Source organism: Streptomyces sp. TM32, from assembly GCF_004122755.1.
Taxonomy (GTDB): Bacteria; Actinomycetota; Actinomycetes; order Streptomycetales; family Streptomycetaceae; genus Streptomyces; species Streptomyces sioyaensis.
In genome coordinates this window covers 19,437-40,341 of record NZ_SDIG01000018.1, presented here as the reverse complement: position 1 = coordinate 40,341, position 20,905 = coordinate 19,437, and the positions used below count along the sequence as shown (strand labels likewise).

General features: G+C 69.1%; 19 protein-coding genes. 4 read left to right on the top strand and 15 right to left on the bottom strand.

Going from position 1 to position 20,905, the window contains the following annotated elements:
• Positions 1 to 137: 137 nt before the first annotated feature.
• From EST92_RS06865 to EST92_RS06850, 4 genes are all read right to left on the bottom strand, one after another.
• On the bottom strand, positions 138 to 512 hold the full coding sequence (locus tag EST92_RS06865; protein ID WP_129245379.1) for an FKBP-type peptidyl-prolyl cis-trans isomerase: 375 nt from the start codon (positions 510 to 512) through the stop codon (positions 138 to 140).
• A gap of 68 nt (positions 513 to 580) precedes the next feature.
• Entirely contained in the window at positions 581 to 1,570 is a 990-nt protein-coding gene (locus tag EST92_RS06860) for an FKBP-type peptidyl-prolyl cis-trans isomerase (protein WP_129280042.1), read from the bottom strand.
• A gap of 135 nt (positions 1,571 to 1,705) precedes the next feature.
• Positions 1,706 to 3,067 (bottom strand): Pup--protein ligase, encoded by a 1,362-nt coding sequence (gene pafA, locus EST92_RS06855; protein ID WP_129280041.1) that lies wholly within the window; start codon positions 3,065 to 3,067, stop codon positions 1,706 to 1,708.
• Between the two features lie 9 nt (positions 3,068 to 3,076).
• Complete coding sequence (locus EST92_RS06850; protein WP_129280040.1) at positions 3,077 to 4,336, bottom strand: MFS transporter; 1,260 nt, start codon at positions 4,334 to 4,336, stop codon at positions 3,077 to 3,079.
• Positions 4,337 to 4,457: 121 nt separating this feature from the next.
• On the opposite strand from EST92_RS06850, the gene EST92_RS06845 reads away from it, so the two are divergent.
• Complete coding sequence (locus EST92_RS06845) at positions 4,458 to 5,567, top strand: LacI family DNA-binding transcriptional regulator (protein WP_174243942.1); 1,110 nt, start codon at positions 4,458 to 4,460, stop codon at positions 5,565 to 5,567.
• 45 nt (positions 5,568 to 5,612) lie between these two features.
• On the opposite strand, the gene prcA is transcribed toward EST92_RS06845, so the two are convergent.
• The 6 genes from prcA to arc form a co-directional block, all read right to left on the bottom strand.
• On the bottom strand, positions 5,613 to 6,458 hold the full coding sequence (prcA, locus tag EST92_RS06840) for a proteasome subunit alpha (RefSeq protein ID WP_129280039.1): 846 nt from the start codon (positions 6,456 to 6,458) through the stop codon (positions 5,613 to 5,615).
• A 66-nt stretch (positions 6,459 to 6,524) separates the two neighbouring features.
• Positions 6,525 to 7,370: a proteasome subunit beta gene (gene prcB / locus EST92_RS06835; RefSeq protein WP_129280038.1), complete on the bottom strand. Its 846-nt coding sequence runs from the start codon at positions 7,368 to 7,370 to the stop codon at positions 6,525 to 6,527.
• Positions 7,322 to 7,729, bottom strand: coding sequence for an endonuclease VII domain-containing protein (locus EST92_RS06830; RefSeq protein ID WP_129280037.1), 408 nt, complete (start codon positions 7,727 to 7,729; stop codon positions 7,322 to 7,324). The genes prcB and EST92_RS06830 overlap by 49 nt, the downstream gene beginning before the upstream one ends.
• A 35-nt stretch (positions 7,730 to 7,764) precedes the next feature.
• Positions 7,765 to 7,983: a ubiquitin-like protein Pup gene (locus EST92_RS06825; RefSeq protein ID WP_129245392.1), complete on the bottom strand. Its 219-nt coding sequence runs from the start codon at positions 7,981 to 7,983 to the stop codon at positions 7,765 to 7,767.
• Between the two features lie 189 nt (positions 7,984 to 8,172).
• Positions 8,173 to 9,684 (bottom strand): depupylase/deamidase Dop, encoded by a 1,512-nt coding sequence (gene dop, locus EST92_RS06820; RefSeq protein WP_338059680.1) that lies wholly within the window; start codon positions 9,682 to 9,684, stop codon positions 8,173 to 8,175.
• Between the two features lie 276 nt (positions 9,685 to 9,960).
• Positions 9,961 to 11,727 carry a proteasome ATPase gene (arc, locus tag EST92_RS06815; protein ID WP_006607621.1) on the bottom strand — a complete coding sequence of 589 codons (1,767 nt, stop codon included), beginning with the start codon at positions 11,725 to 11,727 and terminating at the stop codon, positions 9,961 to 9,963.
• A gap of 249 nt (positions 11,728 to 11,976) precedes the next feature.
• On the opposite strand from arc, the gene EST92_RS06810 reads away from it, so the two are divergent.
• Positions 11,977 to 12,270, top strand: a complete 294-nt coding sequence (locus EST92_RS06810) for a ferredoxin (protein WP_129245397.1) — start codon at positions 11,977 to 11,979, stop codon at positions 12,268 to 12,270.
• 45 nt (positions 12,271 to 12,315) lie between these two features.
• On the opposite strand, the gene EST92_RS06805 is transcribed toward EST92_RS06810, so the two are convergent.
• The 3 genes from EST92_RS06805 to EST92_RS06795 form a co-directional block, all read right to left on the bottom strand.
• Positions 12,316 to 12,891, bottom strand: a complete 576-nt coding sequence (locus EST92_RS06805; protein WP_129280066.1) for a hypothetical protein — start codon at positions 12,889 to 12,891, stop codon at positions 12,316 to 12,318.
• A gap of 249 nt (positions 12,892 to 13,140) precedes the next feature.
• Positions 13,141 to 14,109 carry a tRNA (adenine-N1)-methyltransferase gene (locus EST92_RS06800; RefSeq protein WP_129280036.1) on the bottom strand — a complete coding sequence of 323 codons (969 nt, stop codon included), beginning with the start codon at positions 14,107 to 14,109 and terminating at the stop codon, positions 13,141 to 13,143.
• Between the two features lie 91 nt (positions 14,110 to 14,200).
• Positions 14,201 to 15,460 (bottom strand): site-2 protease family protein, encoded by a 1,260-nt coding sequence (locus tag EST92_RS06795; protein ID WP_129245401.1) that lies wholly within the window; start codon positions 15,458 to 15,460, stop codon positions 14,201 to 14,203.
• 176 nt (positions 15,461 to 15,636) lie between these two features.
• On the opposite strand from EST92_RS06795, the gene EST92_RS06790 reads away from it, so the two are divergent.
• The gene (locus EST92_RS06790) at positions 15,637 to 16,632 is read left to right on the top strand and encodes a RecB family exonuclease (protein WP_129280035.1); all 996 of its coding nucleotides are present in this window, start codon (positions 15,637 to 15,639) and stop codon (positions 16,630 to 16,632) included.
• Positions 16,633 to 16,700: 68 nt separating this feature from the next.
• On the top strand, positions 16,701 to 17,372 hold the full coding sequence (locus EST92_RS06785) for a response regulator transcription factor (protein WP_129280034.1): 672 nt from the start codon (positions 16,701 to 16,703) through the stop codon (positions 17,370 to 17,372).
• A 93-nt stretch (positions 17,373 to 17,465) separates the two neighbouring features.
• On the opposite strand, the gene EST92_RS06780 is transcribed toward EST92_RS06785, so the two are convergent.
• Both EST92_RS06780 and EST92_RS06775 read right to left on the bottom strand, forming a co-directional pair.
• Complete coding sequence (locus EST92_RS06780) at positions 17,466 to 19,064, bottom strand: ABC transporter substrate-binding protein (protein WP_129280033.1); 1,599 nt, start codon at positions 19,062 to 19,064, stop codon at positions 17,466 to 17,468.
• A gap of 90 nt (positions 19,065 to 19,154) precedes the next feature.
• On the bottom strand, positions 19,155 to 20,762 hold the full coding sequence (locus EST92_RS06775) for an ABC transporter substrate-binding protein (RefSeq protein WP_129280032.1): 1,608 nt from the start codon (positions 20,760 to 20,762) through the stop codon (positions 19,155 to 19,157).
• Positions 20,763 to 20,905: the final 143 nt, after the last annotated feature.

Below are 20,905 nucleotides of genomic sequence, written 5' to 3'. Positions count from 1 at the left end.
ACGCCCTTTCTCGTTGTACTCCCGATCGTTGACCGTACCGCTCGCGATGCTCAGGGCAAAAGCCGAGAGCCCGTGCCGCGATGGCACGGGCCCTCGGATACGTCAGCCGTGGCCCCGCGGGGCGAGCGGCAGCGGCCTCAGACGGAGACGAGGTCGCAGACGAAGATCAGCGTCTCGCCCGGAGCGATCAGGCCGCCACCGGCGCCACGGTCGCCGTAGGCGAGGTGCGCGGGGATGGTCAGCCGGCGGCGACCGCCGACCTTCATGCCCTGCACGCCCTGGTCCCAGCCTGCGATGACCTGGCCGGCGCCCAGCTGGAACTGCAGCGGCTTGCCGCGGTTCCAGCTCGCGTCGAACTCCTCGCCGGTGCTGAAGGACACACCGACGTAGTGGACGGAGACGGTGTCCCCGGCCTTGGCGACCGGCCCGTCGCCCTCCTTCAGGTCCACGATCTCGAGCTCGGTGGGAGCCGGGCCGTCAGGAAAGTCGATCTCGGGCTTGTCGATGCTCACGGATGTGCTCCTACTTACGAATCTTTACGATTACCGGGCCAGTCTTGCAGATCTTGCGGGCGCCGCCGTCAGACCGTGCCGACGATGTCGACCGAGAAGACCAGGGTGTTCTTGTCCAGCCCGCTCTGCGGCTGACCGGCGTAGGCCAGCTTCGGCGGGATCACGATCTCGACCCGGTCACCCACGTGCTTGCCGACCAGCGCCTTGTCCCAGCCCTGGACGACCTGACGGGCGCCGATCTGGAACGCGGTCGCGCCACCGTGGTCCCAGGAGGAGTCGAACTTCTTTCCGTCCTCCCACTTCACACCGGTGTACTGCGCGATCAACCCGTCGCCGGCCTTCACCTCGGGCCCCTTGCCCTTGATCAGGACCTGCTGCTTGAGGTCCTTGGGCGGCTGCTCCCCCTTGGGCACGGTGATCTTCGCGGCCTTCTCGTCCGCGGCCGTCACCTCGGGCATCCCGCTCTCCGGCGCCGCCTGCTTGCCCTCGGCCTTCGCCTTCTTGTCGAGCTTCTTCGCCCCGACGACATCGATGACCCACACCAGGCCGTCCTGCGGCTTGATGCCGAGCTGCGGGTTCAGACGGGGGCCGACCAGCTCCTTCGCGGTGCCCTCGACCTCGAAGCGGCTGCCGACCTTCTGCCCGGCGGCCGCGGCCAGCACCTTCGCCGGCAACTGCTGCTGCTGGGCCTGATCGGTGACCTCGCTGACGATCTGGGCGCGCGGGCCACCGGGCTTGGCGCCGGGCTGCCGCATCCAGCTGCTGCCGAGGTTCTGGCCCTTCATCGACTGCGCCGACCAGTCCAGCCGGACCAGATCACCCTTCTTGACGGTGGCGCCCTTGCCCTCGGTGAGGGTCTTGGTGACGGCCTTGTCGGCCGGTTTGGCGCCCTTGGGCACCGTGATCTTGGGCTGCGCCCCCGGCTTGCCGTCGACCTTGGCGACCGGTTCGCCCGCCGAGCTCTTGCCGTCGTCGGACCCGCAGGCGGCGGTGAACAGCAGGACGGGCACGGTCAGCGCTGCTGCGGCGGCGCGACAGGTGTTCTTCATGAGGTTCATCAGTCCAACTCGGGCTCGTGGGGTGAGTGGGCAATGCCCGCCACTCTACGACCTGTGCCGCCGTGCACCTGGCGCAACAAGGCAATGTGCCGGGAGCCGCTTCGGCTCCCGGCACACCTCCGCATTCCCCGCGGGTCACATTCCGGCGATCAGCTTTTCCACCCGGTCGTCGACGGACCGGAACGGGTCCTTGCACAGGACCGTGCGCTGCGCCTGATCATTGAGCTTGAGGTGCACCCAGTCGACCGTGAAATCACGGCGTTGTTCCTGCGCACGGCGGATGAAGTCGCCGCGCAGCCGCGCACGGGTGGTCTGCGGGGGCACCGACTTGCCCTCGAAGATCTTCAGGTCATTGCAGATCCGCGCGGCCTGACCCTTCCGCTCCAGGAGGTAGTAGAGCCCCCGGCGGCGGTGGATGTCGTGATACGCGAGGTCTATCTGCGCCACCCGTGGGTGGGACATGGTGATGTTGTTCTTCGTCCGGTACCGCTCGATGAGCTGATGTTTCATCACCCAGTCGATCTCGGTCGAGATGCGGTCGAGCTCCTGGTCCCGGATCGCCTCCAGCGTCCGGCCCCACAGCTCCAGCACCTTCTCGACGAGGCCCGTACGGATGCCGCGGCGGTCGCAGAAATCCACGGCCTTGTCGTAGTACTCCTGCTGGACCTCCAGCGCCGAGGCCTCCCGCCCGCTGGCCAGCCGCACCTTGCGCTGCCCCGTGATGTCGTGGCTGACCTCACGGATGGCCCGGATCGGGTTCTCCAGGGTCAGATCGCGCATGACCGTGCCCGCCTCGATCATGCGCAGCACGAGGTCGGTGGCACCGACCTTCAGCATCATGGTCGTCTCGGACATGTTGGAGTCGCCGACGATGACGTGCAGCCGCCGGTAGCGCTCGGCGTCCGCATGCGGTTCGTCACGCGTATTGATGATCGGCCGGGAACGCGTGGTCGCCGAGGAGACGCCCTCCCAGATGTGCTCCGCGCGCTGGCTGACGCAGTAGACAGCACCCCGGGGGGTCTGCAGCACCTTGCCCGCGCCGCACAGCAGCTGACGGGTGACCAGGAACGGAATGAGGATGTCCGCGAGCCGGGAGAACTCACCATGACGGGCGACGAGATAATTCTCGTGACATCCGTAGGAGTTACCCGCCGAATCGGTGTTGTTCTTGAACAGATAGACGTCGCCGGCGATTCCCTCCTCATGCAGGCGGCGCTCGGCGTCGACCAGCAGGCCTTCGAGAATGCGCTCGCCGGCCTTGTCGTGCGTGACCAGCTCGGTCACGTTGTCGCACTCGGGAGTTGCGTATTCCGGGTGCGAACCCACGTCCAGGTACAGGCGGGCGCCGTTCCGCAGGAAGACATTGCTGCTGCGGCCCCATGACACGACACGGCGGAAGAGGTAGCGCGCCACTTCGTCAGGCGACAGTCGGCGCTGTCCCCTGAACGTGCACGTGACGCCGTACTCGTTCTCCAGCCCGAAAATGCGGCGGTCCATGACTGAACATTACGCCTGACGGCCTGCTCTGAAACCGGGTTCGACAGCCCCGTTTCGATCATTTTCCGTCGTGCCCGCATCAGCCGTACGCTGCACGGGATCCCCGAGGAATCGCTTCGTCGACAAAAGGACCAGCAGTGCGGCGAGCCCGCCGGCACCGGCCACCGCGAAGCCCGCCACCGCGCCGCCCCGCTCGACCGCCGGCCCCACCACCGAGGCGCCCATCGCCGAGCCGACCCCGAACGTCGTCACCAGCCACGAAAACGCCTCCGTCACGGTGCCCTTGGGGGCATGCCGGTCCACGACCACGAACGCGCAGGCCAGCGCCGGTGCCAGAAACACCCCGGCGACCCCGGTCAGCACCGTCATCCCGACCACGTCCGGGACCATCACCAGCGGGAGATACCCCAGCGCCAGCAGTCCGATCAGCAGCCGCAGCCGCCCCTCCGGCCGCCCCGGCCACTGGCGGGCGCCGTAGACCACCCCGCCGACCAGCGCACCGGCACCCAGCGCGGAGAGCAGCCAGCTGGAGATCATCCCGCCGCCGTGCTCCTCGGCGTACGCGACCGCCGCCACCGCGATCGACCCCAGCGCCAGCCCCACGAAGAAGAACGACCCGATCAGCACCAGCAGCCCCGCCGAGCGCAGCGCTCCCAGCCAGTGCGCCTCGCGCGGGGCGCTGCGCCACTTCCGGGACGGCTCCGAGACCACGACGGAGAGCGCCCCGAGCACCCCGATCAGGTTGATCACCAGCAGCGCGGCCCGCTCCGACCAGACCGCCACGCACAGCGTCACCAGCAAGGGGCCCACCGCGAACATGACTTCCTGCGCGACCGCGTCCAGCGCGTAGGCGGCATGCACCCGGTCCGCGCGCCGCAGGACGCCGGGCCACAGCGCCCGCAGACCGCCCTCCAGGGGCGGGGTGAAGAAACCGGCGATCACCATGGCGGCATAGGCGAGCCACAGCACGTCCAGGCCGACGACCGTGAGCAGCGCCGCACCGAGCGCCGAGAGGACCGAGGCGGGCAGCATCACCCGCGGCTGGCCCCAGAGGTCCACGGCCCGGCCGAGGAGCGGCTGGCCCAGCGCGTTGCACAGGCCGTAGACCGCGGAGAGCGCGCCGGCCAGGGCATAGCTGCCGCCCTCGGCCCGCACGAAGAGGACCACGGCCAGCGCCGCGGTGGCGTTCGGCAGCCGCCCGGCCAGCGTCCCGGCCAGGAGCCGGGCGGCGTGCCGGGTTCTGAGCAGCTCCGCATATCCCGCGGCCATCCTCGCCCCTTTCCGTCCGGCCCGACCGGACGTGTTACGTATAACTTCCGGCGTTATACGTATCATGACGGCACGCCGCGGTCCACCCCGCAACGGCCGAACACGAGGAGCGACACACCCGGTGACCAGCAACGAGGCCACGCCCCCCGGTGCACGTCCCCGCGCCACCGGAGCGGCCGGCGGCGCGCGTCCGAGCAGGCCGCGCATCACCAGCCGGGACGTCGCTCGCCTCGCCGGCGTCTCGCAGGCCGCCGTCTCCCTCGTCCTGGGCGACAAATGGCACGGCCGGGTCTCCCCCGGCAAGGCGGAGGCCGTCCGCGACGCCGCCCGCGAGCTGGGCTACCGCCCCAATCTCGCCGCCCGCAGCCTGCGGATGGGCCGCACCCGCACCGCGCTCCTCGTCGTCCCCGCCCTGACCACCGAATTCTTCGCCCGCGTCTACACCGGCGCGGCCCGGGTGGCCGCCGACCACGGCTTCGGGGTGGTCCTCTACCCCTCCCCCGAGGGCATCGGCCCCGCCCGCGACCCCTTCGACTCCGCCGCGGCCACCCTGGACGGCGTGATCGCCTCCTCCATGGCCGCCGACGCCCTCGCCCCTCTCCGGGAGGCCGGTCTACCCCTGGTCATGCTGGACAGTGCCCCCGACGACCACCGGGCCACCGCCACCGTCAACCTCGATATCGCGGACGGCATACGGCAGCTGACCGCCCATCTGGTCGCCCTCGGGCACCGCCGCGTCACCCATCTCGCGGCCGACGTGCGCTCCTGGACGTTCAAGGTCCGGGCCCGTGCCGTCACCGAGGCTCTGCACGCCGTCCCTGGGGCACAGCTGCGGCGCCTGCCGACCGCCCTCCACATCGACGCCGGGCTGCGGGCCGCACACGCCGCCCTGACCGGCCCCGGCCCCCGCCCCACGGCGCTGCTCTGCGACGACGACATCATCGCCGCGGGCGCCTGCAAGGCCGTACGCCGGCTGGGCCTGCGGATCCCCGAAGACGTCTCCGTCACCGGATTCGACGACCTGGCCCTGGCGGTGGCCGTCGAGCCGGAGCTGACCACCGTACGGCTGCCCGCCGAGGAGTTCGGCGAGGCCGGGATGCGGGCCCTGATGGCGGTGCTCGACGGCCATCCGGCCCCGGCCCCCGCCCTGCCCGTGGAGCTGGTCACCCGCGGCTCCACCGCCCCGCCCGCGGACGCCCCCGGCAACGCCGCGCGCCCCGGCGGGCGATGACCCACCGGGGCGCGCGCTCCGGGTCTCCCTCCCGGAATCCCTGCTTCAGAGCAGCGGGCCGGACTCCCCCTCGGAGTCGCCCTTGCCGGTCGCTCCCTTGCCCTTGGTGCTCTTGTCGGACGCCCCGGCCTCGCCGGCACCGGCGTCCTCGTCCGCATCCGCGTCCGCCCCGTCCTCGGCGTCCGCGGTGGCGTGCTCGTCCAGGAGCCGCGAGAGCTGCCGCCCCAGGATCCGCTTGAACTTGCGCTGCTGCGGCCGCGTACGGTCCAGCGTCGCGACCTCCAGCTGCTCGGCGGTCAGGGTGCGCTCACCGCCGTTGGTGTCCCGCGACAGCGACTCCACCGCCAGCTTGAGCGCCTCGGCGAGCGTCATACCGTCGCGGTGACGCTGATCGAGGTAGCTGCTGATCTGGTCGGCGTTGCCGCCCACCGCCACCGACCCGTGCTCGTCCACGATCGAGCCGTCGTGCGGCAGCCGGTAGATCTGATCCTCCTCGGGGGCACTGCCCACCTCGGCCACGATCAGCTCGACCTCGTACGGCTTCTCGGCGGCGCTGGAGAAAATCGTGCCGAGCGTCTGGGCGTAGACATTCGCCAGGCCCCGCGCGGTCACGTCCTCACGGTCGTACGTATAGCCCCGCAGATCGGCGTAGCGCACGCCGCCGATCCGCAGATTCTCGAACTCGTTGTATTTGCCGACCGCCGCAAAGGCGATCCGGTCGTAGATCTCGCTGACCTTGTGCAGGGCGCGGGAGGGATTCTCGGCGACGAAGACCACGCCGTCGGTGTACTGCAGCACCACGACGCTGCGCCCGCGCGCGATGCCCTTGCGGGCGTACTCGGCGCGATCGGCCATGGCCTGCTGGGGTGAGACATAGAACGGCGTCGACACCGGCTATCCGTCCCTTCCTGTCAAAAGCTCTCTCACTGGCGAATGCATTGCGGACCATCCGTCCCGTCAGAGCAGCGCCGCGCGCGGGCCGTCGGGCTGTTCCATTCGGCGCTCGTGCACGGTCCGGGCGATGTCCGAGATCTCCGTGTCGGACAGCTTCCGGAAGCCGTCTTCGGTGATCACCGTGACGATGGGGTAGATCCGCCGCGCCATATCGGGCCCGCCCGTCGCCGAGTCGTCGTCCGCGGCGTCATAGAGCGCCTGGACGACGGCGGTGGCCGCCTGATCCTCCGTGAAGTCTTCCCTGAAAAGCTTCTTGAGGGCACTGCGCGCGAACACCGAGCCGGAACCCGTCGCCGCGAAACCGTGCTCCTCCGAGCGCCCGCCGGTCACGTCGTAGGAGAAGATACGGCCCTTCTCGCGGTCGAGGTCGTAGCCGGCGAACAGCGGCACCACGGCCAGGCCCTGCATGGCCATCCCGAGGTTGCTGCGAATCATCGTCGACAGACGGTTCGCCTTGCCCTCCAAGGAGAGTTGGGCACCCTCGACCTTCTCGAAGTGCTCCAGCTCCAGCTGGAAGAGCTTGACCATCTCCACCGCGAGACCGGCCGTGCCCGCGATGCCGACCGCCGAATACTCGTCGGCCGGGAAAACCTTCTCGATATCACGCTGCGCAATGACATTGCCCATCGTCGCCCGCCGGTCACCGGCGAGCACCACGCCCCCGGGGAACGCCGCGGCCACGATCGTCGTGCCGTGCGGCGCCTCGATGGCACCCTGCACCCGCGGCAACGGGCGGTTGCCCGGCAGCAGATCGGGCGAGTGCGCGCCGAGAAAGTCCATGAACGACGAGGAGCCAGGCGTCAGGAAGGCAGCTGGTAGACGCCCGATGCTTCGAGTGTTGGCTTCCACACGTTTCCTTCCGGATACTCGGCCGCCCGTCTCAAGACGTCCGGCCGATCCTTGAATTGACCCAAGGCTGCGTTACAGCTGAAGCACAGTACGCCTCGGACCTTACCCGTCTCGTGGTCGTGATCCACATGCACAGGGTCGGCAGCCAGGCAGATCACGCACATCCCGCGCTGTTCCTTGAGCATCGCCTCGCGTTCGGCTTCGCCGAGGGCGTATTGACGCGTGAGGGGGGTGGACGTCGGCCGCGCCCTCCCGGCAATGCCGCCGCACCCCTCACGGTGCGACCGCAGAGGGACGAAGGCCGCGCGCAGCTTCTCCTCACCACACCACGCGCGGCGCTTCGCCGCTCCGTCACTCACCCACCCCGAGCCTTCGTTTCACAGGCAAAGAGCGCCTATTGCCCGCCCTTTTGCACAAAGGACCGGACAAAGTCCTCGGCATTTTCCTCGAGAACGTCATCGATCTCGTCCAGGACGGAGTCGACGTCGTCGCTCAGCTTCTCCTGGCGTTCCTTGAGGTCGTCCGTGGCCTGCGCGTCCTGTGTCTGCTCCTCGACCTCTTCGGTGGAACGCGTGGCCTTGGCCTGTCCGCCGCCGCTGTCCTTGGTCGCCATGTCCCTCACCCCGCTCGGTTCGCCCCGCTCGATGTGACCTTCAAGATCCGACCCTACAAGCAGGGTCCGACATCGGCCCTGCACTTGCTGCAACGCCCGGGAGTCACCTCGATGATTCCCGCACCGCGGCATTTTCAGCCCCGGATCGGCTGCGGATCGCCGGGAATTTTGTCGTGACCCTGTCGTGGTTCAGCGGCCGGACAGCGTCCTCACCAGCTCTTCCGCGGTGCGGCAGCGGTCCAGGAGCTCCTTGACGTGCTTCCGGGTCCCGCGCAGCGGCTCCAGCGTGGGGACCCGTTGCAGGGAGTCACGACCGGGCAGGTCGAAGATGACCGAATCCCACGAGGCGGCCGCGACGTCGTCCGCGTACTGCTCCAGGCAGCGGCCGCGGAAGTAGGCCCTGGTGTCCTCTGGAGGCTTCTGCTCGGCCCGCTCGACCGCCGGCTCGTCCAGGAGCCGCTTCATCTTGCCGCGGGCCGCCAGACGGTTGTACAGGCCCTTGTCGGGGCGTACGTCGGCGTACTGCAGGTCGATGAGGTGCAGGCGGGCGGCGTCCCAGTCCAGACGGTCGCGGCGGCGGTAGCCCTCCATCAGCTCCCGCTTGGCGACCCAGTCCAGCTCGCCGGACAGGCTCATCGGGTCGTTCTCCAGCCGGCCGAGCACGTCCTCCCACCTGGTCAGGACGTCCTTGGTCTGCTCGTCCGCATCCGCTCCATAACGGTCCTCGACGTATTTGCGGGCCAGCTCGAAGTACTCCATCTGGAGCTGGACGGCCGTGAGGGTGCGGCCGGTGCGGAGCGTGATCAGGTGTTGCAGGGTGGGGTCGTGTGAGACCTGGTGCAGGGTGCGGACGGGCTGGTCGACGGCCAGATCGACGGCGATGAAGCCGTCCTCGATCATGGAGAGCACCAGCGAGGTGGTGCCCAGCTTCAGATACGTCGAGATCTCGGAGAGGTTCGCGTCCCCGATGATCACGTGGAGCCGGCGGTACTTCTCCGCGTCCGCGTGCGGTTCGTCGCGGGTGTTGATGATGGGCCGCTTGAGGGTCGTCTCCAGGCCGACCTCCACCTCGAAGTAGTCGGCGCGCTGGCTGAGCTGGAAGCCGTGCTCGTGGCCGTCCTGGCCGATACCGACCCGGCCGGCGCCGGTGATCACCTGACGGGAGACGAAGAACGGCGTCAGGTGCCGCACGATGTCCGAGAACGGGGTCTCCCGCTTCATCAGGTAGTTCTCATGGGTGCCGTAGGAGGCGCCCTTGTTGTCGGTGTTGTTCTTGTAGAGGTGGATGGGCTGGGCGCCGGGGACCTGGGCGGCCCGTTCGGCGGCCTCGGCCATGATCCGCTCGCCGGCCTTGTCCCACAGCACGGCGTCGCGCGGATTGGTGACCTCGGGGGCGCTGTACTCGGGGTGGGCGTGGTCGACGTAGAGCCGCGCGCCGTTGGTGAGGATCACATTCGCCAGGCCGATGTCCTCGTCCGTGAGCTGGCTGGCGTCCGCGTTCTCCCGTGCGAGGTCGAAGCCGCGGGCGTCCCGCAGCGGGTTCTCCTCCTCGAAGTCCCAGCGGGCACGGCGTGCCCGGTGCATCGCGGCCGCGTAGGCGTTGACGACCTGGGATGAGGTGAGCATGGCATTGGCGTTCGGGTGGCCGGGGACGGAGATCCCGTACTCCGTCTCGATTCCCATTACTCGCCGTACGGTCATGCGGCCCTCCTAGCCCGGCGGCGCCCCTGGACAAGGGCGGCGCTCAAGTACCGCGGTGCCTCCGGTCCCTGTGCGTGCCCCACGCCCGCACAGCGTGATGTCGCGGTACCGAAGAGCCTAGAACGCCTTAGCGGCGCTGGGGAGATCATTACAGTCATTGCTCCAGTCCGGTTTTACCTGGTTCATCGCGCTCTTATGGGGAGCGGTTCCGGTGCTCCCGGAAAAGCGTCCGGCTGCGGACGCCCCGTGCAGGACATCCGCAGCCGGAGAGCGGTGTTACAGGTATTGGCCGGTATTCGCCACCGTGTCGATGGAGCGACCTGTGTCCGCGCCCTGCTTTCCGGTGACCAGCGTGCGGATGTATACGATCCGCTCGCCCTTCTTTCCGGAGATCCGAGCCCAGTCGTCCGGGTTGGTGGTGTTGGGCAGGTCCTCGTTCTCCTTGAACTCATCCACGCAAGCCTGGAGGAGATGGGAGACCCGCAGACCCTTCTGATTGTGTTCGAGGAAGGCCTTGATGGCCATCTTCTTTGCGCGTCCTACGATGTTTTCGATCATCGCACCGGAGTTGAAGTCCTTGAAATAGAGGACTTCCTTGTCACCATTGGCGTAGGTGACCTCCAGGAAGCGATTCTCCTCGGATTCCGCGTACATCTGCTCGACCACCGACTGGATCATTCCGCTCACTGCGGCCTTCCGCGATTCGCCGTGTTCGGCGAGGTCGTCGGAGTGCAGCGGAAGGTTTTCCGTGAGGTACTTCGAGAAGATGTCCTTGGCGGCCTCCGCGTCCGGGCGCTCGATCTTGATTTTCACGTCGAGACGGCCGGGGCGCAGGATCGCCGGGTCGATCATGTCCTCGCGGTTCGAGGCGCCGATCACGATCACGTTTTCCAGGCCCTCGACGCCGTCGATCTCGGAGAGCAGCTGGGGGACGATGGTGTTCTCCACGTCCGAGCTGACGCCGGAGCCGCGGGTGCGGAAGAGGGAGTCCATCTCGTCGAAGAAGACGATGACGGGGGTGCCCTCGCTCGCCTTCTCCCTGGCGCGCTGGAAGACCAGTCGGATGTGCCGCTCCGTCTCGCCGACGTACTTGTTGAGCAGCTCGGGGCCCTTGATGTTGAGGAAGAAGCTCTTCCCCGCGGGCTGCCCGGTCACCTCGGCAACCTTCTTGGCAAGGGAGTTGGCGACCGCCTTGGCGATGAGGGTCTTGCCGCAGCCGGGCGGGCCGTAGAGCAAGACACCCTTGGGCGGGCGGAGTTCGTGCTCCTTGAAGAGGTCGGGGTAGAGGTAGGGGAGCTCGACCGCGTCCCGGATCAGCTCGATCTGGCCGCCCAGACCGCCGATCTTGGTGTAGTCGATGTCCGGAACCTCTTCGAGGACGAGTTCCTCGACCTCGCTCTTCGGAATGACCTCGTAGACGTAGCCGGAGCGGGGCTCCAGGAGCAGGGCGTCGCCGGGGCGGATGGTGATGTCCAGCAGTGGCTCGGCGAGCCTGACCACCCGCTCCTCGTCGGTGTGCCCGATCACCAGGGCGCGCTCGCCGTCCTCCAGGATCTCCTTGAGGGTGACGATGTCGCCGGCGCTCTCGAACCTCATGGCCTCGACCACGTTGAGCGCCTCATTGAGCATGACCTCCTGGCCACGCCTGAGCTCCTCGGTGTCCACACTCGGGCTGACATTGACCCGGAGCTTTCGGCCTCCGGTGAAAATGTCGACGGTGTCGTCCTCGTTCGCCTGCAGGAAGACACCGAAGCCGGCCGGCGGCTGCGCGAGCCGGTCGACCTCCTCCTTGAGTGCGACGATCTGGTCGCGGGCCTCGCGGAGAGTATTGGCGAGACGCTCGTTCTGTGCCGAGACGCCGGCCAGGTTGGTCTGCAGCTCGACGATCCGCTCTTCGAGAATCCTCGTGTGACGCGGAGAGTCGGCGAGCTTGCGTCGCAGGACGGCGATCTCCTGCTCGAGATAGGCAACCTGGCCGGCGGGATCTTCAGACCCTCGCCCCGGCCGGATGCCGCGGTTGATGTCGTCGTCGTGGGCTGCCACGGTCCTCACCTCCTCCAAGGAGCTGGACGCTTCCTGACCCTACCTGGGCCGGTGCAGGTTGAAACCCCTAGATCGAAAAGACTGTCGGGGCGTGTCCGATCTTCACCCTTGCGCACGTCCTCACGCCAAGGGAATACCCACCCAACAACATCGGAAAGCGAGCGGTTGTATCGTCGAGTCGGTCAACACCCGTCAGGGCTGGCGCCACTTAGACAAAAACGGTTCACGTACGCAGGAACGGCAGGCGAGATGACCGCACAGGACGAAGCCCCAGAGCTGGAAGTATGGATCGACCAGGATCTGTGCACCGGGGACGGCATCTGTGCGCAGTATGCGCCCGAGGTCTTCGAGCTCGACATCGACGGGCTGGCCTACGTGAAAAGCCCCGCTGACGAGCTGCTGCAGGACGAGGGGGCCACAACGCCGGTCCCGCTGAAGCTGCTCGCCGACGTGCGGGACTCGGCGAAGGAGTGCCCCGGGGACTGCATCCACGTCCGCCGGGTCAAGGACGGCGTCGAGGTCTACGGCCCGGACGCGGAGTAGCCGGCGGGGTGCGGAACGCGCCCGCCGACCACATCATGTGACAGATCACGCACGCGCGGTGCTCATGGCGGCGGGGAGTTCGCTCTGAACGAACTTCCCGCCCTTCCATTGCCACTTGAGGCTCTTGTGCGTGTCCGGGCAGCAGCGCGGCACCTCGCGGGTGGAGTAGCCCAGGAACGCCGCCGAGATCGCGCCATGCCTGACGGTGAGGGTTTGGGCGGTGAGCTGCTGGGCGGGCGCGACGAGGGTGGCCACGACCCGTGGTGCCGTGCCGGCCCTGGTCGGCTGGGCAAGGACGTAGACGCCGGTGGGCGGGGTGCCGGTCCCGCTGTGGCAGCGGACCGCCGCTACCGTCTCGGTCGTCCCGTCGCCGTCGAGGTCGGCGGAGGCCTTCTTCACCACGTCGAGCCGGTAGGGGCCGCAGTCCACCGGAAAGGTCACCTTGGCGGGGTCGGGGGCGGCCGCGGGGTGCCGGCCGGTGGTGGCGCCGCTGGAGGTCGTGGCCGTGGCGTCGGCGGGCTGGAGGAAGGACGCGGCCGCGACGACCGCCGAGAGGGCGGTGGCGGTGGCGAGCCAGTGCATGGGGCGCGGCTGGGTGTGCAAGAGGTCCTGGCCTGCCATGGGCTGCACGCGGGGTAACTCCTGTGAGGTGCTGTGGCGGTGGGAGTGCCCAGCATCGTTCCACAGCAGGCGATACCAAGGAACCGGCCGGACGGGAGTTTTCCGTGCCGATCCGGAGGAGTTTTCCGTGGGGACCCCGGGGGGGAAACGCAACGGCGCCGCCGGCGGTTCCCCGGGCGGGAACTCGTCGGCGGCGCCTGCGGATTCGGTGGCCGGTTCCGGTCGGTCGGCCGGGGCCGGTGACGTCGGTCAGCCGCGCTCGGCGGAGCCGTCTCCGGACGCCGCGGAGCGGTCCTTGGCCGGTACGGCCTTCTCCCGTCCGTCCGGCGTCGCCTTGCCACCCGGGCCGGTGTAGTCGTCCCCGTAGGCGCCCTTGGCGGGGCGGCGGCGGCGCAGCGGGGGCTCGACGCCGTCGGCGAGGCGGCGGGCGGTCAGCAGGAAGCCGGTGTGGCCGATCATGCGGTGGTCGGGGCGGACGGCGAGGCCCTCGACGTGCCAGGTGCGGACCATGGTCTCCCAGGCCGACGGCTCGTTGAAGGTGCCGTGCTCGCGGATCGCCTCGACGGTGCGGGCCAGCTGCGTCGTCGTCGCGACGTAGGCGCAGAGGATGCCGCCGGGGACCAGGGCCTTGGAGACGGCCTCCAGGCACTCCCAGGGGGCGAGCATGTCGAGGATGACGCGGTCGACGTCGGCGTCGGAGAGGTTGTCCTGGAGGTCACCGACCGTGAGCGTCCATGCAGGGTGCGGACCGCCGAAGTAGCGCTCGACGTTCTGCGTGGCGATCTCGGCGAAGTCGGCGCGGCGCTCGTAGGAGTGCAGCATGCCGTCGTCGCCGATGGCGCGCAGCAGGAAGCTGCTCAGCGAGCCGGAGCCCACACCGGCCTCGACGACGCGGGCGCCGGGGAAGATGTCGGCCATCGCCAGGATCTGCCCCGCGTCCTTGGGGTAGACCACGGCGGCGCCGCGGGGCATGGACAGGACGTAGTCGGGGAGCAGCGGGCGCAGCGCGAGGTAGGCGACGTTCCCGGTGGTACGGACAACGCTGCCCTCGGGAGCACCGATCAGCTCGTCGTGGGGGAAGGCTCCCTTGTGGGTGTGGAAGCTTTTTCCCTCTTCGAGCGTGAAGGTGTAGTGGCGTCCCTTGGGGTCGGTGAGCTGGACCTGGTCCCCGACCTTGAAGGGCCCGCGACGGCGGGCGGCACCGGTCGGTTCGGACATGTGACCAGCCTACCGGCCCGTTGGGGCGCCGCGGACCAGTGGGCGGCCGCCGGGCGGACCGGGAGGCGGCGGGCGGGCCGTGCGCGCGGGGTCAGGGGCGGCGGGCCATGGCGGAGACGAAGGCGCGCTCGACGTCGGCGGTGGACAGTACGCCGTAGATCTCGCCGGTCTCCTCGACGACGAGGTATTCGGTGGCGGGCGTGGCGCGCAGATACTCCAAGAGGTCCTCGCCGGCGAGCTCGGCGGAGACCCGCATCCCGTCCTTGAGGTCCTGGGCGAGGGTGCCCACGGCGACCCACGGGCGACGGTGGTCGGGGACGCCGACGATGGCGGCCTCGCGGACGAGGGCGGTGGGGTGGCCCTGGCGGTCGACGACGACCAGGGCGCGGGCGCCGGCGTCGTTGGCGCGGCGCAGCCCCTCGGAGAGCGGGGTGTCGGTCTCGACGGGGACGGCACGCCGGGTCAGGATGCGGGCGGTGAGGTCGGGGAGGCGTTCGCGCAGCCGGGCCATGCGCAGGCTGTTGCCGGCGCCGGTCCAGATGATGGCGGCGAGGATCGCGGCGAGCAGGGCGTCGGTGAGCGAGTCGGCGCCGCCGATCTCGGGGCGGGCGTTGCCCAGGGCGCCGGTGTGGGTGAGCAGCGGCAGGCCGAAGAGGACCGTGACGGCGAGGGCGCGGCCGACCCAGGCGGCGGCGATGGTGCCGCTCATGGGCCTGCCGGTGAGCTTCCAGACGACGGCGCGCAGCATCCGGCCGCCGTCCAGGGGCAGGCCGGGCAGCAGGTTGAAGATCGCAACGATGAGGTTGGAGAGCATCAGGCCGGCGAGCAGCACGCCGGGGACCGTGCCCGGCTCGACCAGGTGCATCCCGGCGTAGAAAACGCCGGCGAGGACGAGGGAGAGCAGCGGGCCGACGAAAGCCAGGACGAACTCCCTGCCGGGCGTCTCGGTCTCCTTCTCGATCTCCGAGACGCCGCCGAAGAACTGCAGCTGGATGCGGCGCACGGGGAGCTTGAAGCGGAGCGCGGCCACGGTGTGCGCCAGCTCGTGGACGAGCACCGACGCGTAGAAGGCGACGGCGAAGAAGAGCGAGACGAGATAGCGGGCGGCGCCGAGCTCGGGCAGGACCCGCTCCAGCTGGCCGCCGAAGACCCAGGTGATCAGGGCGGCGACGAGGAACCAGCTGGGGGCCACGTACACGGGCACACCGAAGGGACGGCCCATCAGGATGCCGCCGCCGCTGCCCTTTCTGCCCGGCGTGGGCGCCTTGGGCGGGTCGTGGTGCTCGGGCGGTTCGGGCGGCTGAGGCCGCACGGACTCCTGGGGGTCCTGCGACTTCCCGCTCTGGTCCACGGCGTCCCCTCATCGACTACGGCATTCGCCCCTGTTCGGCCTGGTATCTCGATCATGCAGGGCGAAAGGGTCCAGCGTCGATGGTATGCGGAGTGCCCCGCCCCGACCTGCCGCGGGGCCCTTGCGGCTACCGCGGCGTGAGCGCCTGTCAGTGGCGGGCCGTAGGGTTTTGCGGCATGGGATGGAGCGCGGAGCAGACCGGGGCGGTCACGCAGGACGGGCCCGGCGGGCCGGGGACGGAGACCGCCGGGGCGCCGGCGGAGGCCACCGGAGCAGGAACGGAGGACCGGGAGGGGCCGCGGCCGCCGGTGGCGCTGTCGCCGTCGCGGGCCGGCGATTTCATGCAGTGCCCGCTGCTCTACCGCTTCCGGGTGATCGACCGGCTGCCGGAGAAGCCGAGCGCGGCGGCGACGCGTGGCACGGTCGTCCATGCCGTGCTGGAGCGGCTCTTCGACGCTCCGGCGGCGGAGCGTACGGCGGCCGGGGCGCGGGCGATGGTGCCGGCCGAGTGGGAGAAACTGCTGGCCAAGCGGCCGGAGCTGGCCGAGCTGTTCGCGGACGACACGGCGGACGGCAGCACGGGCGACACCGCGGGCGAGCGGCTGGCGACCTGGCTGGCGGAGGCCGAGGCGCTGGTGGAGCGGTGGTTCGCGCTGGAGGACCCGACGCGTCTGGAGCCGGCCGACCGTGAGCTGTACGTGGAGACGGTGCTGGATTCGGGGCTGCGGCTGCGGGGGTTCATCGACCGGGTGGATGTCGCGCCGACGGGCGAGGTGCGGATCGTCGACTACAAGACCGGCAAGGCGCCGCGGCCGCAGTTCGCCGAGGGTGCGCTGTTCCAGATGAAGTTCTACGCGCTGGTGATGTGGCGGCTGCGCGGTGTGGTGCCGCGGCGGCTGCAGCTGGTCTATCTGGGCAGCGGCGATGTGGTGACGTACGACCCGGGGGAGGCCGACCTGCGGGGCGTGGAGCGGAAGTTGCTGGCGCTGTGGGAGGCCATCCAGCGGGCGACGGCGACCGGCGACTGGCGACCGCGCCCGACCAAGCTGTGCGGCTGGTGTGACCACCAGGCGCACTGCCCCGAATTCGGCGGCACTCCCCCGGTGTATCCGCTGGAGGTGCGCCCGGCGGACGGTGCCGTGGTGCCGCAGGGCAGAATGGGAGAGATCTAGGAGACCCGGTCCGGGCGATCAGGGCCCGGCCCGCGATCGCCCGGAGAAGGCCTATCGAAGGAGTGCACGTGGCCATCCGCGTCCTGCTGGTCGACGACCAGCCCCTGCTGCGTACGGGATTCCGGATGATTCTGGAGGCGGAGCAGGATCTGGCGGTGGTCGGCGAGGCCGGGGACGGTCTGCAGGCACTGGAGCAGGTGCGGGCGCTGCAGCCGGACGTGGTGCTGATGGACATCCGGATGCCCCGGATGGACGGGGTGGAGGCGACCCGCCAGATCACCGGCCCGGCGAAGGACGGCCCGGCGAAGGTGCTGGTGCTGACCACCTTCGATCTGGACGAGTACGTCGTCGAGGCGCTGCGGGCAGGGGCCAGCGGCTTTCTGCTCAAGGACGCGCCGGCCGATGAGCTGGTGCAGGCGATCCGGGTGGTGGCGGCGGGCGAGGCGATGCTGGCGCCGAGCATCACGCGCCGGCTGCTGGACAAGTACGCGGGCCAGCTGCCGTCCGGCGAGGAGCCGGTGCCGGACACCCTGCACACCCTCACGGAACGTGAGGTGGAGGTGCTCAAGCTGGTGGCCCGTGGGCTGTCCAACGCGGAGATCGCCGCGGATCTGTTCGTGAGCGAGACCACCGTCAAGACGCATGTGGGGCATGTGCTGACGAAGCTGGGCCTGCGGGACCGGGTGCAGGCGGCGGTGTACGCGTACGAGAGCGGGCTGGTGCGGCCCGGCGCGCAGTAGCGGCCGGCCGCACGACACGACACGACAGACGAACGACGGCGGGGCCGGCCCGGGAGTTCCCGGACCGGCCCCGCCGCCGTGTGCTAGGGCGTGTCAGGCCTCGGAGGGCTTGCTGATCTCCCAGAACCGGAAGACGGTCGAGGAGTCCAGGGTCCATTCCAGGCCGGAGATGCCGTCACGGGCGACCGCGTACTGCTTGCCCTGCCATATCGGTATGACCGGCACGTCCTGGGCGATGATGTTCTGCAGCTCCCGGAAGTCGGACTTGGTGGCGCCGCGGTCCGGCTGGTCGGCCGTCTTGGGCAGCAGCCGGCCGGTGATGGTGGGCGAGCTGTAGTGGTTGGACAGCACGCTGTCCTTGCCGAAGAACGGCTGGGTGAAGTTGTCGGGATCCGGATAGTCGGGGATCCAGCCCTTCACGTAGACGCCGAACCGGCCGGCGGCCACGCCCTTCTCGTACTCCTTGGTGGGCACGCTGCGCACCTTGGCGTCGAACAGGCCGCTGCGGTTGAGCTGTTGGGCGATCTCCTGGAAGGCGGGGACGGTGCCCGGGCCGAACCGGTCGGGGGTGGCCCACAGGGTGAGCGGCACCTTGCCGTGCACACCGGCCGAGCGCAGCGCTTCCTTCGCCTTGTCGGGCTTCGGCTGGTCGCCGTAGGTGTCGAAGAAGGCGGTGTTGTGGCCGGTGATTCCGGCCGGGACGACCGAGTAGAGCGGTTCCGCGGTGTGCTGGTAGACGTCCCGGACGAGGTTCGAGCGGTCCAGGAGGTAGGCGATGGCCTTGCGGACGCCGAGCTTGCCGGCGACCGGGTCCTTGAGGTTGAAGACCAGGTGCATCACCTCGGCGCTGCTGCCCTCGACGACCTGGGTGCCGTGCTGCTGGTGCAGGGAGGCGTTGTCCAGTGCGGCGATGTCCTTCATCGACAGGCCGCGATAGGCCAGATCGACGTCGCCCTTCTCGACGGCCGACTTGAGCTGCTCCGCGCCCTTGAAGAACTTCACGGTCATCCCGGAGTTCTTGGCCTTCGCGGGGCCCTTGTAGGAGCCGTTGACCTTGAAGACGGCCTTGCTGGAGTTGTACTCCTTGAGCGTGTAGATGCCGGACCCGGTGGCCTTGCCGTCGGAACGCAGCCGGTCGGCCGGGTAGTCGGCGTGGTCGACGATGGAGCCGGCGCCCGAAGCGATCTTCATCGGGAAGGTGGCGTCGGGCGTCTTCAGGCGGAAGACCACGGTCTTGGCGTCCGGTGTGTCGACCTTGTCGAGCGCGGAGAACATCACGGCGGGGCCGTTCTTGTCGTTGATGCGCCGGGTGCGGTCGAAGGAGAACTTGACGTCCTTGGACGTCAGCGCGTCGCCGTTGCTGAACTTGAGGCCGTCCTTGAGGGTGCAGCGGTAGACCTTGCTGTCACCGTCGGTGAAGGCACAGCGCTGGGCGGCCTCCGGCTCGGGGGTGGTACCGCCCTTGGGGAAGCTCAGCAGCGACTGGAAGACGTTGTTGAACAACAGCCAGGAATCGGGGTCGTAACCGGCCGCAGGGTCGGTGGCCATGGTCGTGTTCGTCATTCCCATGACCACGGGTACACCGTTGCCGGCAGCTTCCGGGTCGTCCGTGCCGCACCCGGCGAGCGCGAGCAGAGCTGTCGCCAGCCCCGCTCCGATCGGGGCAGCCAGCCGCGGGTCACGCTTCCTCACTAATTGTTCCTCACGTTCTGGGTCGTGCCTGTCGGGCCGCGGTGTGATGGCCGCGGCGGATCTGTACCGCATCGGTCGGATGCGCATGGGTCAGTCGGCCACGCCGCGGCCGAGCTCCCACATCTGCAGCGACGAGGAGGAGTTGAGGGCCCATTCCACGCCGGTGACGTCGTCGCGGGCGGCGACATACTGCTTGCCCTGCCACAGCGGGAGCAGCGGGACATCGTCGGCGAACGTGTCCTGCGCCTGCTTGAAGCCGGCCGCTGCGGCGTTGCGGTCGGTCTGCTGCCGGGTCTCCGGGATCACCTGGGACTCGATCTTGGTGCTGCGGTAGGCGGAGTTGAGGAAGTTCCCCTTGCCGACGAACGGCGCGATGTAGTTGTCCGCGTCCGGGAAGTCGGGGAACCAGCCCATGCCGTAGGCGGTGTACTTGCCGGCCGTGGAGTCGGTGCGGAACTGCTGCCAGCCGTCGATGCCCTTGATGTCGACATCGAAGAGCTTGCTCTGGTTGAGCTGGCGCTGCAGCGTACGGAACTCATGGACGGTGCTGGAGCCGTAGTGGCCGGTGGTGTAGGTCAGCGTGAACTTCACCGGGGTGGAGATGTGCGCCTGCTGAAGCGTCTTGCGGGCGGCCGAAACGCTGGGGTCCCCGTACTTGGTGAAGAACGAGTTGATGTGGCCGGTGAGGCCGGTGGGGACGATCGAGTAGAGCGGGTCCCCGGTGTAGGAGTAGACGTCCCGGACCAGCTGGGAGCGGTTGACGAGTTGCGCCATCGCCTGCCGTACGGCCTTGTCGGACACCGCCGGGTCCTTCATGTTGAAGGCGAGGTAGCGGATCTCCTGGCCGGGCATCTCCTGGAGCACGATGTGGCTGTCGCGGGAGTTCTCCAGGCCCTTGACCTGGGCGGGCGACAGACCGCGGTTCATCAGGTCGATGCCGCCCGTGCGCAGCGCCTTCTCCATGGCGGTGGAGTCGTCGAAGAAGCGCATCTCGACCTTGTCGCTCTTGGGCTTCTCACCGCCCTTGTAGCCGGGGTACCTGGTGAAGATCGCCTTGGCGAGACGGCCGTTCTTGCGCTCGGTCTTGAGCGTGTAGGGGCCGGAGCCGACCACGTCGAAGCCGTTGTACAGACGGGTCTTCGGGTAGACCTCGCTGTCGACGATGGCGGCGGCCGGCGTCGCGAGCTTCTGCGGGAAGGTGGCGTCCGGCTTCTTGAGGTGGAAGACCACCTCGGAGTCGCTGGGTGCCTCGACCTTGTCGATGCCGCTGAGCAGCGACACCGGACCGTTGGCGTTGTTGATGCCGCGCATCCGGTCGATGGAGAACTTCACGTCCTGCGCGGTCAGGGCATGGCCGTTGGAGAACTTCAGTCCGCTGCGCAGGGTGCAGCGGTACTGCTCGTTCTGGGTGTCGCGGAACCCGCAGGACTCGGCGGCCTCGGGCACCGGCGCGGTGCCGGACCTGGGCAGGCGCATCAGCGTCTGGAGGGTGCTGCGCAACACGTTCCAGGCGTCGACGTCGTAGGCCTGTGCCGGGTCGAGAGGGGCGGGCGCTGCCTTGGTTGCCTCGATCTGGGAGGCGACTCCCACGACGATGGGCTTGCCGCCGTCGCCCGCGCCGTCCGAGCCGCCGCAGGCAGCAAGGACGGGGGCCAGGAGTCCGGCCAGCGCCGGCAGCACCAAGGTCTTGCGATTCATCGTCGGCAGGTTCCTTATCAGCGCAGAGGTGTTGCTCGCGTCGAGATTAGTAGGCACGGCCAGCCGCGCTGAGACACAAAGGAGTTGAATCGATATGGCGTATGGATAACGGAGGAGGCCGGATCGATATCCGGACGGGGGAA

Excerpts from the sequence above, each read along its gene's own strand:
- EST92_RS06860 (WP_129280042.1), bottom strand. The coding sequence starts at position 1,570 with ATGAACCTCATGAAGAACACCTGTCGCGCCGCCGCAGCAGCGCTGACC.
- pafA (WP_129280041.1), bottom strand. The coding sequence starts at position 3,067 with ATGGACCGCCGCATTTTCGGGCTGGAGAACGAGTACGGCGTCACGTGC.
- EST92_RS06850 (WP_129280040.1), bottom strand. The coding sequence starts at position 4,336 with ATGGCCGCGGGATATGCGGAGCTGCTCAGAACCCGGCACGCCGCCCGG.
- EST92_RS06825 (WP_129245392.1), bottom strand. The coding sequence starts at position 7,983 with ATGGCGACCAAGGACAGCGGCGGCGGACAGGCCAAGGCCACGCGTTCC.
- dop (WP_338059680.1), bottom strand. The coding sequence starts at position 9,684 with ATGACCGTACGGCGAGTAATGGGAATCGAGACGGAGTACGGGATCTCC.
- EST92_RS06810 (WP_129245397.1), top strand. The coding sequence starts at position 11,977 with ATGACCGCACAGGACGAAGCCCCAGAGCTGGAAGTATGGATCGACCAG.
- EST92_RS06805 (WP_129280066.1), bottom strand. The coding sequence starts at position 12,891 with ATGGCAGGCCAGGACCTCTTGCACACCCAGCCGCGCCCCATGCACTGG.
- EST92_RS06800 (WP_129280036.1), bottom strand. The coding sequence starts at position 14,109 with ATGTCCGAACCGACCGGTGCCGCCCGCCGTCGCGGGCCCTTCAAGGTC.
- EST92_RS06790 (WP_129280035.1), top strand. The coding sequence starts at position 15,637 with ATGGGATGGAGCGCGGAGCAGACCGGGGCGGTCACGCAGGACGGGCCC.
- EST92_RS06775 (WP_129280032.1), bottom strand. The coding sequence starts at position 20,762 with ATGAATCGCAAGACCTTGGTGCTGCCGGCGCTGGCCGGACTCCTGGCC.